At 60.9% G+C, this 13,370-nt stretch carries 11 protein-coding genes, 1 tRNA gene and 1 pseudogene; 6 read left to right on the forward strand and 7 right to left on the reverse strand.

What is annotated here, in order from left to right:
• Positions 1-185: 185 nt before the first annotated feature.
• Positions 186-356: a hypothetical protein gene (locus tag EKN07_RS13025; RefSeq protein WP_240611506.1), complete on the forward strand. Its 171-nt coding sequence runs from the start codon at positions 186-188 to the stop codon at positions 354-356.
• A 17-nt stretch (positions 357-373) separates the two neighbouring features.
• Here the strand turns inward: EKN07_RS13025 and EKN07_RS13030 are convergent.
• A pseudogene (locus EKN07_RS13030) lies at positions 374-613 on the reverse strand (FmdB family zinc ribbon protein); the annotation flags it as partial.
• 50 nt (positions 614-663) lie between these two features.
• Complete coding sequence (locus tag EKN07_RS07000; RefSeq protein WP_108716595.1) at positions 664-1,305, reverse strand: 5-formyltetrahydrofolate cyclo-ligase; 642 nt, start codon at positions 1,303-1,305, stop codon at positions 664-666.
• 152 nt (positions 1,306-1,457) lie between these two features.
• Here EKN07_RS07000 and glp point away from each other — a divergent pair, with 152 nt between their 5' ends.
• From glp to EKN07_RS07015, 3 genes are all read left to right on the forward strand, one after another.
• Positions 1,458-2,669 carry a gephyrin-like molybdotransferase Glp gene (gene glp, locus EKN07_RS07005; RefSeq protein WP_126145998.1) on the forward strand — a complete coding sequence of 404 codons (1,212 nt, stop codon included), beginning with the start codon at positions 1,458-1,460 and terminating at the stop codon, positions 2,667-2,669.
• A gap of 369 nt (positions 2,670-3,038) precedes the next feature.
• Positions 3,039-4,607, forward strand: a complete 1,569-nt coding sequence (locus EKN07_RS07010; protein WP_126145999.1) for a DUF6667 domain-containing protein — start codon at positions 3,039-3,041, stop codon at positions 4,605-4,607.
• 373 nt (positions 4,608-4,980) lie between these two features.
• A tRNA-Ala gene (locus tag EKN07_RS07015) sits at positions 4,981-5,056 on the forward strand.
• Between the two features lie 471 nt (positions 5,057-5,527).
• Here EKN07_RS07015 and EKN07_RS07020 read toward each other — a convergent pair.
• The 4 genes from EKN07_RS07020 to EKN07_RS07035 form a co-directional block, all read right to left on the reverse strand.
• Positions 5,528-6,889 (reverse strand): MFS transporter, encoded by a 1,362-nt coding sequence (locus tag EKN07_RS07020; RefSeq protein ID WP_108714917.1) that lies wholly within the window; start codon positions 6,887-6,889, stop codon positions 5,528-5,530.
• Positions 6,890-7,030: 141 nt separating this feature from the next.
• Positions 7,031-7,798: a glycerophosphodiester phosphodiesterase family protein gene (locus tag EKN07_RS07025; protein WP_241228150.1), complete on the reverse strand. Its 768-nt coding sequence runs from the start codon at positions 7,796-7,798 to the stop codon at positions 7,031-7,033.
• 303 nt (positions 7,799-8,101) lie between these two features.
• Positions 8,102-8,428: a transcriptional regulator gene (locus EKN07_RS07030; protein WP_206435693.1), complete on the reverse strand. Its 327-nt coding sequence runs from the start codon at positions 8,426-8,428 to the stop codon at positions 8,102-8,104.
• A 4-nt stretch (positions 8,429-8,432) separates the two neighbouring features.
• Positions 8,433-9,173 (reverse strand): hypothetical protein, encoded by a 741-nt coding sequence (locus tag EKN07_RS07035; RefSeq protein WP_126146002.1) that lies wholly within the window; start codon positions 9,171-9,173, stop codon positions 8,433-8,435.
• A gap of 254 nt (positions 9,174-9,427) precedes the next feature.
• On the opposite strand from EKN07_RS07035, the gene EKN07_RS07040 reads away from it, so the two are divergent.
• Entirely contained in the window at positions 9,428-9,865 is a 438-nt protein-coding gene (locus tag EKN07_RS07040) for a hypothetical protein (protein ID WP_126146003.1), read from the forward strand.
• A gap of 184 nt (positions 9,866-10,049) precedes the next feature.
• Here EKN07_RS07040 and EKN07_RS07045 read toward each other — a convergent pair whose 3' ends face one another.
• Positions 10,050-10,976, reverse strand: coding sequence for an endo alpha-1,4 polygalactosaminidase (locus tag EKN07_RS07045; RefSeq protein WP_126146004.1), 927 nt, complete (start codon positions 10,974-10,976; stop codon positions 10,050-10,052).
• A gap of 482 nt (positions 10,977-11,458) precedes the next feature.
• Between EKN07_RS07045 and EKN07_RS07050 the strand changes: the two genes are divergently transcribed.
• Positions 11,459-12,826 (forward strand): hypothetical protein, encoded by a 1,368-nt coding sequence (locus EKN07_RS07050; protein ID WP_126146005.1) that lies wholly within the window; start codon positions 11,459-11,461, stop codon positions 12,824-12,826.
• Positions 12,827-13,370 lie beyond the last annotated feature (544 nt).

A 13,370-nucleotide genomic window follows, 5' to 3' on the forward strand; every position in this document is an offset into this window, starting at 1 on the left:
GACTTCAAGGCGGGGGTGGTGCCACGTGTGGCTTGAAAGAAATCAAAACCGCGTGGCGTGAAAGAAACTGACACCAGGCGTCTCGTGATTTCAAGGCGGGTGCGGCGCGAGGCGTCTCGTGAAGGTAAAAGACTGCGGCGGAAAGTAATGGCCGCGGCGGGTGGATCGGCTACGATGCGTTACTTGTGGCGCGGCCGGGAGCGCTGGTGGACGCCTTCGTCTCGCTCTTCGACGACGAGTCGACGCTGGAGGAGTCACTACTCGATGCTTTAGAGTCCCCAGGCGCGGAGGAAGAATCAGCATGTGAAGAGTCAGCCGAGCGGAGCGCACCGGAGCTGGAACGTGCGTCGTTGTGATAGAAACCGGAGCCCTTGAAAACGATGCCGACAGAGTTGAATAGCTTGCGCAGGTGACCGCCGCACGCCTCGCACACCGTCAATGGGTCATCAGAGAACGACTGATGAATATCGAACTCATTCCCACACGCGGTGCAGTGATACGAATACGTTGGCACGCTTAGGTCCTTTCCCTGGCAGTAACTCCGAGTGTCAAGAATACTCCGAATTCGCCCGGTCGGCTGGCGCACGGGATACCCAGGGTCAGTCGGCGCCATAATACGCGCCCGGTCGGCTGGCGCATGCGATTGCCGATGAGACCCATCCTTTAGAGGACGGCTACAGGCTCCGTCGCACCGCAGGCGCCCCACCGATCAGGAAGGAGCACGTAGCTGACCTGCTGATCGGTATCGCATTGCGGTAGGTCAATATCCACGTATTCTTCCGGATACACCATTGCGCCAACGCGGGTTTCGGGTCGGATTTGTTTCAGGACGCGGTCGTACCAGCCGCCGCCCTGCCCAATACGGTTTCCGTGATGATCCACCAGCATGGCGGGAACGAGCATAACATCGACCTCCGCGAGGATTTCCGACCCGATGGCGTCGCCACTGGGTTCGGGAGGCCGACCGGGAGCCAACACCGCCAAATCGTCGGCGCCGCGGTACCATCCCCATTCGCGTGCCAAACCGGGCCCAAGCTTCGGCAGCAGTACCCGCCGCCCTGCCACGATTAAGGCTTCACAGAGTTCTAGCGTGGGAGGTTCGTTATTCACGGAGGCATACACGGCGATGATTTGAGCGTCGTCGATAAAATCCATCGCGGTGGCCACCCACTGGTTGCCGAGTTCGCCACGAATGTTGGCGGGCCGCCGAGAGCGGTGCTCGCGCGCCGTTGCCCGCAACACCTGCTTGGCGTCTTCCACATCCATGCCTGAGACATCAGGGAGTGTCACCCTGTCCATACGCATAGCCCCATTCTTGCACGCCAGGCGTGCGCCCGCCATCGCCATGCACCCATTCCAGTGGGAGCAACCGGGGAGTTATCCCCAGCTGGCGGCGATTCACAGGTAATCTGGGTGTCGGAGAGTCGGGACGACATCAGAAGCCGCGGGAGGACACCATGAAAAGCGTTGCCAGACACCTCGACGAGTGCTTGGAGGCCGCGAAGCCGCTCCCGCCCTTTGACGTTGAACTGTCGGACGCTTTTTCTTGCATTCTTGCCGAGGACGTGCGATCAACGGTGGATGTGCCGGTGGCGGACCTGGCAGCACGAGACGGGTACGCTGTGGCGGCCTCCGACACGCTGGGAGCCGCTGACGATCCCGTCCGTATGCACGTGGTGGCCGACATCTATGCGGATTCCATGGAAACGGTCCGCCATGTGGAGGGTACGGCAGTGCGCATTGCGTCGGGTGCACGAATGCCCGGTGGTGCGAACGCCGTCGTCCCCCTGGAGAAAACTGATCAGGGAACTGCGGAGGTGTTGATCAGCGTGTCTGTTCGCAGTGGCGACAACGTCCGCCAACAGGCCGAGGATCTCGCCGCGGGCGAGGTGATCCTGGAACGGGGGACGCGCATATCCGCCCGCCATATCGCCTTGCTAGCGGCTGCGGGGCGCTCGCGGGTCACGGTACGGCCGGCGCCGCGCGTCGTCGTTATGAGTGTGGGCGACGAACTCGTCGAACCGGGGCGCCCGTTATCGCCCGGCAAGGTGTACGACGCCGACTCCCATGCTTTGGCGACGGCGGTACGAGCAGCCGGTGCCGTGGTCTACCGGGTATCTGCGGTGTCAGACGAGAAGCGGACGTTGCGCGACGCGCTGGAGGATCAGCTGGTGCGCGCGGACGTGATCATTACCACCGGCGGCTTGTCATACGGTGGGGGAGATACGGTCAAGGAGGTCTTGTCGCCCCTCGGCTCGGTACGTTTCGACAATGTGGCCATGAGTCCGGGACGTCAAATGGGAGTCGGGACGGTCGGTGATGGCACGCTGATCTTCTGCCTGCCGGGTGACCCGGTTGTGGCGTTGGTGGCATTCGAGGTGTTTGTGCGTCCGGCGCTGCGGAAGATGGCGGGATACACGCATTTGAATACGCGCATGATAGGCGCGCGGGCCGCGCGGGGACTTGTATCCGACGCGGGATTGCAGGACTATGTGCCGGTCAAGGTGACGGGTGGACCGGCAGACGGCTACGAATTCTCCCCAACAGGAGAATCGAGGCATCCGCTGCTTAATGGGCTGGCGAGCGCGAACGGTCTAGCGGTGGTACCGGCAGATCAGACCACGGTGGCGATTGGTGACACTCTGGAGTGCATGATTCTCAACGGGTGACGGCCACTCCAAGTGGCCGTCCAGTTGTAGCTGGCATTGAGTGCGCGACACTCTGCGGATAGGTACTATCGCCATGCACTGCGTAGCAGGCCCGGGCCGGAACGGCGGGTGTAAACGCGAGACGGCAATGGTATACGCCGACGCGGTACCAGAGCCTATTCAACCGTGGTTTTTCGATGGCGGTTGATGGAGCGGATACCCGGGAGAGGCAGCCGCAGGCGAACGAAGTAAGCGCAGGTTCGCGGAGCGAGGGCAAGACGTGTGACGTAGGACTGCGAAGTGCGGCATGTGGGTGATTCGCCACGGGAAAACGGCAACACGCGCCCGATGCTATCGGCCATCGGGGCAGATCGCCGATAGCGTTGGAACATGGGCATCGAGGGATACGTGGTGGCGTTTGTAACGGCGCTGCTCCTCGTGTACGTGATTCCCTATTATTACCGTCGCACCATGGTCCTAGCGGAAGCGCGAATTGACGAGCGGTACGCGGAAGATCTGCGGATGCTACGCCTTCCGGCAGGGCAGGTAGCTGAGCATGCGGCAGATGGACGTGGTGCGCATGGCACGGTTTTCTTTCGCCAGCCGGAGGTCGTTATGAGCACGGAACGAGGATCCCAGGGAGTGGTTCCTGCCGGGAAGAGTACTCGGAAAGGTAGCCTCACGCGGGGAGCTCTGGACGCCAGCAACGCGGTCAGTGCGGCAACTGATGTGCGTGCACTGGCGAAAGCACGCGCACGCCGCCGTGCGCGCATTTCGCAGCGGGTCGCCAAGCAACAGCGTGGACTACTCGGTGGCGGCGCATTGGGCGTTCTCGCGGTTGTTTTCTGGATTCTCGCCGCAGCCACCGCTTTTCCGGTAGGGGTTGCCCTGGCGGCGACGGCGGTTACCGGCGTGTACTTCGTAGGCCTCGGGTACATCATGTCTGAGATGAATAAGGCCTCGCAGGCTGACCGTGAGACGATCACGGAAATCAACGCGAAGCTCGGCACCGGCAGCATGCGGCGGGAGGCCTCCGGCACGGCACGCCGCCCGAGCGCCCCCCGGTCGCGGACGAGCCGCAGCACTCCCGCCGATTCCGGCTCTTCTGATTCCCGGAAGGGGTCTGGCGTCATAGCGCGGAGTGCGGGAATGCCGCGCCGTGATGGCAAGGCTGCCAGGCCGTATGGGCAGGCGCCTGTGCATGCGGCTGAGCAGGCCGGAGTGTCCAGGCGGGGCGCGCAATCGGCAGTAAGCTCTGCTCGGAAGGCGCAGGGTGCGACGTATCCCGGTGAGCGAGAAGCACAGGCTGGGCGGCGCGAGCAACTGACGAGCAAGGCGTCGACAGGTGCTGCGGATGGTCGAGCGGAAGGCGACTTCCGGGTGGATGCCCCGCGGCGTGAGCGAGGAGACCGCGTGGAGCGCGGGAGTCATATGCCGCAGCGCGGCGGGGATGGTCCCTCGGCGCGCGCGCCCCATGGCATTTCTTTGACACTTGATGAGTCCTTTGTGGGGGGCGCAGCGCAGGCGCCGGGTGCTGCAACGGCTGATCGGGCTGAGCGGAGTGCTGCGGTGGCTGTACAGGCAACGGATGCCGTGGATGCTCCCAGTTACACCCTCAAACCGCGCCAGATTGAACGGCGTGTGGTGGCGCCGTATCGGGCTCCCGCCGAGCAAAAGGCGTCGGTTCCCTATCGCCCGCAGCGTGTAGCAGAGAACTACGATTCGGCGAGAGCGTCGGCCACGTCGTCGGCCACGTCGTCGGCCACGTCCGTACAGGCGACGGCGGGTGAACGCGACGTCGAGCAGCCTGGGCAGAAGGCTGCGGGGCAAGTGGCTGCGGGGCGGACGGGTGAGGGTACTACATTTAGCACCGCGGCTCGGCCGCATGCCGGCGGACAACCCGATGGCTTGGCCGGCGGGTCGGTGCTAGACGCGTTGCTAGCGCGGCGCCGCGCCTAGATTGCTTCTGGCGGGCTCCGCTCGCAGTGCCGCGGAATCGCGGGGAGACGAATCGGGCAGTATCAGTTATGCGCCCGGGTCTGCTTTGGCGGCCCCTCGTACAAGGCGCTCTGCGGGAGTAACGCCAGGGCTTCAACCCGTTGGGCATCCTTGGCGGTTCAGACGGCCAACGTGTCTGTGTGGGTGAGCGAATGAACCTCCAAACGGACTGATACTGATGGGGCGGCCACCACGTTTGCGTGGGCGTAACGCCAGGGCCGTAACCCGTTGGGCATCTCGACCGACAAGGTTCCGATGCAGAGTGGGTGTGACATCATTGGCACGGCCTAGATGTGCATACCGGCGCTGCGAGTGCTAGGCTAATGAAGTCCTAGGGGCTATGGCGCAGTTGGTAGCGCGTCTCGTTCGCAATGAGAAGGTCAGGGGTTCGAATCCCCTTAGCTCCACCAATGAATGAAGATCGGCTGGCACATGCCGTGTCGGAGCGGCAGCTCGATCAGTACATGGCAACGTCATACCCTGCATTTTCGGGCGGACCTTTGCCACTATTCGTACCCCATGCCGGTGAGCTACTGGAGCGGTGTCGTTCGGCCGTGCGGGTCTCTGCCCACTAATCGCAGCTCGCGTCGGTAAGGTACTGGAATTGTATTGTTCAGCAGTGCGGGTCTCTGCTGCTATTCCCATTTCGTGCCGGTGAGGTGTGGATCGCTAGCGTTCGACTTCTGCTCGCTAATCGCGCCTCGAGTCGGAACGAACCGCAGCCCCTAACGAGGCATCCTCCTGGTGGGCAGCTGTCTGTTGCATTAGGAGCTGTCAAGGGGGAGACGTTGGGGCCGCCCCGATGGTTCGGGACGGCCCCAACATTCAACTGTGGTGCCCGGCGTGCGGATTCGGGCTACTCACATGGTGAGCGGTTGGACCTACGATGTTCGTGGCTCTCCGCTTCCGCCACCGGTTGCCGTGCCGTCTTCTTCACCACTGGCGGCCGACGGCGTCGTGCCAGCAGTCGAGGCGCCAACGGCAGCGGATTCGGCGTCGTTAGCAGTTGCACCGTTAGCAAGTGCCTTTGCCCGCGCGCGGTGGTTCATCACGATCAACAGTCCGGCGGCCACGGCTCCTATCACTGCGACGACGGCGGTGATGATGAAGATGTAGCGGTACCCGGTAGCCGGGTCATCGGCGTAGCGGTCGGTTAACGAACCGTTGAGCCGGTATGCCCAGAAGATCGACGCATACGCGAGGAACGACCCCACAGACATGGCTCCACCGGAGATCCGCTCGGGGAGGTTGAGTTCCGCCACCGGAGCCAGGATCACGGACTTTCCGAGGAAAGTCGCCACCGCTACCACGATCAGCATGATCAAGATGGGCCAGATCATCGCCTGCGAAACGGGCAGTAGTGTGACAATCACACACGCCACAGCAACCATGCCTAAGGATGCCGCCATCATCTTGGTGGAGGACTTGAAAATGTAGTCGGCGAGCAGACCAGAGATTAGACCCGCAAACACGCCTACCAGACCGGTGTTGAAAATACCGAAGGCACCGGCCATTCCCTCCGAAACCTTGAATACCTGCGTGAGATAAGGAGCCGATGTGTACATGAGGTTGATGTAGCACCAGTACACAGTCAGCGCGGCGAGTCCGGCAAGCCATACCCGCGGCTGAGCCAGCACCTTGAGAAGACCGGTCAACGCAGCGGCGTTGTCAGAATGCCCCTCTTCCTTGGCGACCTTCGTGTCAGGAACCAGACGAGCCACCGCGATCATCATGGGGACGAGGAGCAGTGCGTAAGCGACCGCGAATACCTTCATAATGGTGGTGGTGTAGTCGCTCCAAATCATCATGCAGACGACAATGAGTCCGTTCATGAGGAACTCAGCGGCGCGGCGAATCGATTCGAGCAGACCCATGGCCAGGCCCTTGCCCTCTTTATTCTGGTCGGCGGAGAGGATGGAAACGCCATTTACGACTGCGGGCCAGACTATAGCGTCAAGAATGCCCCATGATATGGCGATCCAGCACATGATTCTGAAGTTCGGCGTGAGCAGGAACAGAATCAAGTAGGTGGCCAGTCGCCAGCCGAGTGACCAGAAGATGATTGTGCGCACCTTGAAGCGGTTGTTGATCCAACCGGCGGGTACGTATAGGAAGGTTGCGATGCCGATCCAGGTCATCAATGTGCCGAACTGTTCGCCGGAGATTCCGAGGACGTTCTGCAGCGGGATCATGAGTGAGCCCTTGAAGGCTTCGAAGGCAGAGTAGATGATCTGCCCGGACATTACGACGGTGAGGAATGGTCCTACTCGGCCCCGACGAAGGAAGATTGGGATGCGTGACTTGCGGGGGGGGGTATCGTTCTTGGTAACGGACAAGGTCGTGCTCCTTGAATTGTTGCGTGTGTTGAGTGTTGGTAAATGCCGTCAGACCAGGTGCATCATCTGGTCGGAGCAGTTCGTGAAGACTCCGGTGCAGCCCCAGTTGAACAGTTGATTCGCCCGGTCGACGTCGTCGACGGTCCAAACGTTGACGCCGAAACCGGCCTCGCGGAACTGCTTGACTTTAGAAGCAGTCAGCCCGGAATCCTCCGGGTGGATGTACGTTGCTCCGCAGAGTTCCAGTACTGCGAGCCAGTCGTCATAGAGTGCTGCAGTTTCATACAGGACCCCGATCGCATATTGCGGATGGCGCTGATGGAAGGCCATGAGAAGCGGCTGTCCGAACGAGGAGATGATGATCTGGCGCTCTGGATCGAGGCGTTCGAGCTCCTTGGCGACGGCGTCGATCAGGAGAATCGTGCGCTCTGCCCCTTGCTCGTTCTGCTTGATTTCGATGTTGGCGTTGACTTTGCGCTCGTTGAGGAAATCGATGAAATCAGACAGGCGAGGAAGCCGTGCTCCCGCGAACTCCTTTCCGTACCACGATCCGGCATCGATATCTTCGAGGTCGGCAGCGGTCAGGGGGTAGAAGCTTCCGGCGCGGTTTGTGGTGCGGTCTAGCGTGGAATCGTGGATGATCACTGGTGTGCCATCGGCGAGGATATCGACGTCGGTTTCCAGCCAGGTTGCGCCACGATCCACCGCAAGTGCGAAGGCCTCTAGCGTGTTTTCTGGAGCTCGACTCGATAATCCTCGATGTGCAAAGACCGCGCGCTCGAATAGGGGGACCAAAGCAGACGCTATGGTGTCCACTAAACCTCCTTTGTCTAGTCGCATTAGAGTGAGACAACCTTACATAGACTATGACCTGGGTTACTAATCGACAGCTCTGGCTGCACACCCGTGCTCGGACTGGAGGAAGTGTTGAACGGATATGCAACACTCTGGTTGGTGGGTGGGGTTGCTACAGACTGGGCGATGCGACTACTACCGAGAAATGGAGGATTTCGCGAGAAGTGTAGGTTTTTTCGCGTAGTTTCTTGAAAAACCCGACACTTCTTCACGGGTCTGCGGGGTTGAGGCGTGGCGTAGCCCGCAGGAGTGGGGAGAGCACAATTACTCCGCTATGCCGGGATCTGTGTGAAGGATCTGCTCCAATGCGGCCACATGTGCCGCGACGGCGTGTTGCCCTTCTTCCGTCAGCTTGATCCATGTCAGGCGTCTTCGATCTTGCCGGTTGGGCGAGGTCTCCTTTCGAATTTGGATATAGCCGGCGTCGCTGAGTACGCGGAGGTTCTTTGAAAGGTTGGCATCGGTGATTCCCAGCAGATCCTTGACGACGCCGAATTCCAGCTCGGTCACCGGCTGAAGCAGAGCGCAGATTCGCAGTCGATAGGGGGAATGAATGACCACGTTGAAGGACGGTGTGATATCGCGTGCCACGAGTCTATTCGCCTTGCGCAATCTCGCGACGCATTGCGTCATCCTGCCTGTGACCAAGAGTTACGAGGAGGATGAATTGGATGGCCACCACCGGGATACACCAGGAGAGAGGCTTGCCCGCCAGCCCAATCATTCCCGCAGTCGCCATTGTAAACAGGAGGACGAACAGGCGGGTGTAGTAGTAGGCCTTACTGCGGCGGCCGCTCGGCATCGCGGAAACGCCGTATATTGCGGTATAGGTACGTTCAAGCAAGAGGATCGCGAGGATGCTGAATACGAGAAAGCCGGTGAAGGCGGGGTAGTGAGACTGAATTGCGAGGCCAAAAGTCATTGCGCCGGCGATCATGCCGAGGATCGGGTGGTACCACAGTGGAGTGGCGGCGCGTGCTGCTAGAGCGGCTCGGTCGGCACCGAGTGTATCCAGCGCGTCCTGCGCTTGGCTTTGCGTTGGTTGCTTGATCTCGCCGGTTTTCGATGCGGCGTCGCGGGAAGTTGCTTCGTCGTCTCTGGTCGTCGGGACGCTGTTGGATATGGGGGTATTGCTGCGGGGTGTGGGGGTATCGCTGCGGGGTGCGGGGGAATTGCCTGGCGTATTGTTGCTGGCCGTCGGAGTTCCGCCGTCAACCTTGGGGGTGTCATGGTCGTGGGCGGGCGTGTTGTTCGGTGCGTCTGCGTTGTCGCCAGGTGGCGAACTGTGTTGGTCGGGTCCGACGTCGTCGGGAAAATTGGATGAATCTGATCTCATGGAACAACTCTAACAATCACTTGCTAAAGTGGCAAGCGATTGTTGAAGGCGCTCGCTGTGGATTCCTGTGCGGTGGCTTGGCCGAAGGGCCCGGCGGCGAGTGTTCTCGAGAAGTGTAGGGTTTCTCGAGAAGTGTAGGTTTTTTCGCGTAGTTTCTTGAAAAACCCTACACATCTTCAAAGATGTGCGGCGCCTATGAAACAGTCGCGCGGGTGCGGGTGCGGCAGGCGTGGCGGTGCGCATAAAATCGTGCCATGACAACGCCGTTGGAACGCATTACCGCGCGCATCGCCCCTTTTGGCGACCTGGACGCCGATACCTTCTCCCCGAAGCCCCTGCTGACCTTGGAGGAGTTCTTTGATGGCAACGATGTGGTGGGCAGCATCCTGTGCAACGTCGTGCTCGACGAGGAAGGATATGACGCTCCCACGCCACAGCAGGTTCGGGCCGTACTGGAGGCCATTCGGGCGCGCGACGACGTCGATGATGTGCGTGTCGCAATCGGAATGTTCGACGATCCGGACTGGCCCTTCGCCGAGGAGGTTGTGGTGGTAACCGACGCCGATCCGAATGTGGTGCTCGGTTGGTTCCCGGAGGCCTACGCGCCCGATGCCGTCGCTGCTGCCGACGACGAAGAGTATGAGGATATCAAGTATTCAGTCGAGCGATTCCGCATCTGTTGGTGGGACTGAAGCGGGTGTAGTCAGCGGGGTCTTGTCGGCATGCCCGTGTGCTCTGCAGCGTCAGACCGGCCAAGCATGGTCTCATGCACTGGGCTCATGCCCTGGCTGCGCTGCATGTGTTCGACCGGCAACTGGGAGGGGAGAGCGCCGTGCAAGCAAGCGGATCATCGGCTGGTTGCTTTCCAGTCGGCAGTCACTCCTCGCACAGCCGGAACACGTAGCCGTCACTTCCCGGCGAACTCAAGTTGCGATCGCGCAGCACCATGGAGCTAGGCGCATCCGGACGGTGGCAGTATTCCTCAAATGTGGCGAAACCGGCGGCGTCGTCGGTCTCTTCATCCACGTATTCGATGTCGATCACGTGATTGCCATACACCGCCGTATAGTTCTGACACTCGTTGTAATCCATGCATTCCTCAACGACGGCGAAGTCGAAGCCCGCCGAGTCGTGTAGTTGCCGCGATGCCTCCGCACTGTTCTTTTGTCCGGCGGCCAGGCCTTCACGATGTGCTATCTGCACAAAGAGCCTCGCCTGAGCAAGGTTGTCGCCCAGTGACAGAGCGCCGCCCGAGCGCGTGTAACTGTCTAGATTGTCGAACTCCACGGCGTTGAAGCCGTCACGGGCGCATTGTTCGATCCACGGTTCGACGATGGCGGCGATTTTCTCGCGATTGGAGCTGCTCGAAGTGTCCAGGAGAACCTCGTCGGGCCAGTCGGGGTCCGCCAGTGGTGCGCCGTCGGCGTGTAGAAGGAGATCGTCTGGCCATGCCTCGCGCTCCTCGGGCTGAGTTTGAAATCCGTTGATGTAGCAGATGGAGTACAGGCCGCCTGCGGGGGGATCGTGGTGATCGCGTCCGACGACGCCGACGGCAGGGTCGGGTGTGTAGGCTCCGGCCAGTTGATAGTCAGGCTGAGCGTCGGTAGGCGGCAAGGTGACGTCTGCTGCTGAGTCCTCGGAGGTGTGGGGAGTATCGGTGGCGCCGGGGTTTACGGTGCTGGAGCTGGAAATGCCGGTGTGCGGAGCCGCCGGTGTACAGCAGGCGAGGAGGAACGCGGCGATCAGGAGCACGGCGGCGCGATGGCGTGTGGGCCGTGTGCCGGAGGATGGTTGAGGGGCCATGGGCTTCTTCCGTGTGGACTCTGCGGTGCATTCACAGTCTAGGGGAGGTGCGACCGCAGTGGCGCGGCGTAGCCAGTTGCGGAAGGCAGGTGTGGTCTTAGTTTAGGGGAGGTGCCACCGCAGTCGCGATGAGGCGCGGTCAGAGAAGTCTGCGCGTTCCCATGCGCATACCTTGTTGCGTAACCACTGTGCTTTTGTCACGCTGGTAATAGCAGATAATGCATCTTGCCCTGATATTCAAAAGCTGTGGCCGAAGGGGAGTCAATACCTTTCTGGACGACGTGCCGCACAGATTTTGCGAGAGGGGAGCGCTCTGACAATGTCGCGGTCGTGCGAGTCGTGGGTGGAGACGCCGACGGGTTGGCAATAGCTGTATTAGAGGCACGACCATGTTGCTGTTGTCTATTGCGGACTCCGGGATAGTTCACAATCAAGGGGAGTCAATGATCGACTGGAAGAAGCGCTTTGTACTCAGACCTAGCATGTCCAGCGCGAACATCTGGGTGAATCTGAGCTGGGCGGGTAGAGAGCCGGAGAAGCCGAGCATTCTGCCTGATGGTCGCGATTGGGAAGAGGTTCTGTATGGCGGCGGCGTCGCCGCGTTGCCGGATGACCTGTGGCTCGAGCTGTGGAACAGCGGGAGGTGCGTTGATTGGCTCTGGGGCGGCTTGAGCGAATGTATTGTCTCGCAGCGGTTCTTGCAGATTCTCGTTGAACAAGGGGTGCCGGGTGTTGAGTATCGCCCGTTGACCATTCGGCGGAGGCGGAGTGCCGATATAGAGGGGTACTACCTGCTGCTGTACCTACCCGCTCCCGGCGCGGGCAGCGTGGTGCGGCGCTACCCTTCTGATGGGCGTACGCCCGGCATGCTGGTTGATGGTGCGGTGGCTGAAGCAATCCTGGCGGCGCAACTCGCGGGCGTCTCGATGACGCCTGCGGAGGAAGAGTACGGCGAGTTGGAACAACGACGCCGCGAAGTCGAATGCCGACTGCAGGCCTTCGGATCGCCCGTAGGCGTGCTGTCTGGCGAAGCGAACGTGTTGCCGAGCGAAGCGGGTGCGCAGACCTGCAAAGAAGGCGTGTCGGCGGGCCAAGCGGATGGGGTGGCGTATGAAGCGTGCGAAGTGAATGAAGCGGAGGCGCCAACAGGCCGGACGGTGAGGCCAGTAGATGGGAACAGACGTCCGGCGTCCGATTGGGATAACCGCTTTATTCTGCATGCGAGTGATCTCGTTGGAGACGCGAACGCGATGTCGGTTGAGCTCAGTTGGCCGGGCAAAGATCCGGGGCGGCCCCATCGCCTGCCCGATGGGCAAGAGATCGGTGAGGTCCTTATCGCAAAGGGAATCGACGCGCTGCCGACGGAACTGTGGCTCGATGTTGTCAGCTACGGCGAGCAGACCGACTGGCTGTGGACAACTGACTGCGGGCCGGTCGTTTCACGAAGATTCTTGGATGTGCTCATCCTCGAAGCTGTGCCTGGAATTGAGTACCGCCGACTTTCGGTCAGATGGCCGTCCGATGCCACGGCGCAAAACGTGCCGTCCGATGCCACACCGCAGAATGCGCTACCCGATGATGAGTCGCTGGACACAGCGGAAACAACCGGCAACATTGAGGATTACTTCCTCCTCCGCGTCCACGCCACGGGCCCGGATGCTCCGCTGCGGCTCTTCCCGCGTAACGATCCCCACGCCTATCGCTTGGACGTAGACGCGATGCTCTTCGAGAAGATCAAGAACGCCGGGCTGACGGAGATCAGCGCAAGCACAGCGCGCGGGATCTGGGATGAGCTCAGATCCGAGGCGGCATGGCTGGACAAGCTGATGGGGGAGCTCATGGCGGAGTAGTTTGCGGTGCAATAGCGGCACCCACGCAGTGCCCGGCCGTCGTCGGTCCCATTTGTGTACGGAACGGGACCGGTGCGCTCACTCCATAGCTCCCTTCTGCCAAGTACGCACCACGGCCAAGGTGTACTTGAGGCCCTAACACTGCCAGGTTAGTAGTTCAACTAGTACCTGAAGACCTGAAATGGCGCAATGCGTGGCAACAAACGGTGTCGTTTCGGCCTGTACAGTCGTGGCTGGTCAGCACTTCTGCCAGAGACTTCGGTCCATGCGGCGAGAGTGCTGGATGTGGGCGTGCTGTGAGGCGCTTCTGGCACGGCTCGCGCTTACCTCATGAGAGTCCGGCTTGTGCCCGAAGAGTCGGCCACTAATCCGGCGTCATACGCGCGACGACGTTATGACAATGCAGCCACTTCCCGGGGCACTGATCGAATGGGTGATCCTGTAGTCGTTCGATTCAACGTTCTGGTCCCAAAGGAATCCGAGGTGTTCGGCTATGTATAAGAGGACTTCGTTCATGTGGACTTCTTCGGCGTGCGGACGTGTG

Origin of the sequence: Actinobaculum sp. 352 (assembly GCF_003957265.1) — a bacterium.
Taxonomy (GTDB): domain Bacteria; phylum Actinomycetota; class Actinomycetes; order Actinomycetales; family Actinomycetaceae; genus Asp313.

Coding starts and splice junctions, on each gene's coding strand:
- EKN07_RS07000 (WP_108716595.1), bottom strand. CDS start 1,305: ATGCGTATGGACAGGGTGACACTCCCTGATGTCTCAGGCATGGATGTG.
- glp (WP_126145998.1), top strand. CDS start 1,458: ATGAAAAGCGTTGCCAGACACCTCGACGAGTGCTTGGAGGCCGCGAAG.
- EKN07_RS07010 (WP_126145999.1), top strand. CDS start 3,039: ATGGGCATCGAGGGATACGTGGTGGCGTTTGTAACGGCGCTGCTCCTC.
- EKN07_RS07020 (WP_108714917.1), bottom strand. CDS start 6,889: ATGTCCGGGCAGATCATCTACTCTGCCTTCGAAGCCTTCAAGGGCTCA.
- EKN07_RS07035 (WP_126146002.1), bottom strand. CDS start 9,173: ATGAGATCAGATTCATCCAATTTTCCCGACGACGTCGGACCCGACCAA.
- EKN07_RS07040 (WP_126146003.1), top strand. CDS start 9,428: ATGACAACGCCGTTGGAACGCATTACCGCGCGCATCGCCCCTTTTGGC.
- EKN07_RS07045 (WP_126146004.1), bottom strand. CDS start 10,976: ATGGCCCCTCAACCATCCTCCGGCACACGGCCCACACGCCATCGCGCC.
- EKN07_RS07050 (WP_126146005.1), top strand. CDS start 11,459: ATGTCCAGCGCGAACATCTGGGTGAATCTGAGCTGGGCGGGTAGAGAG.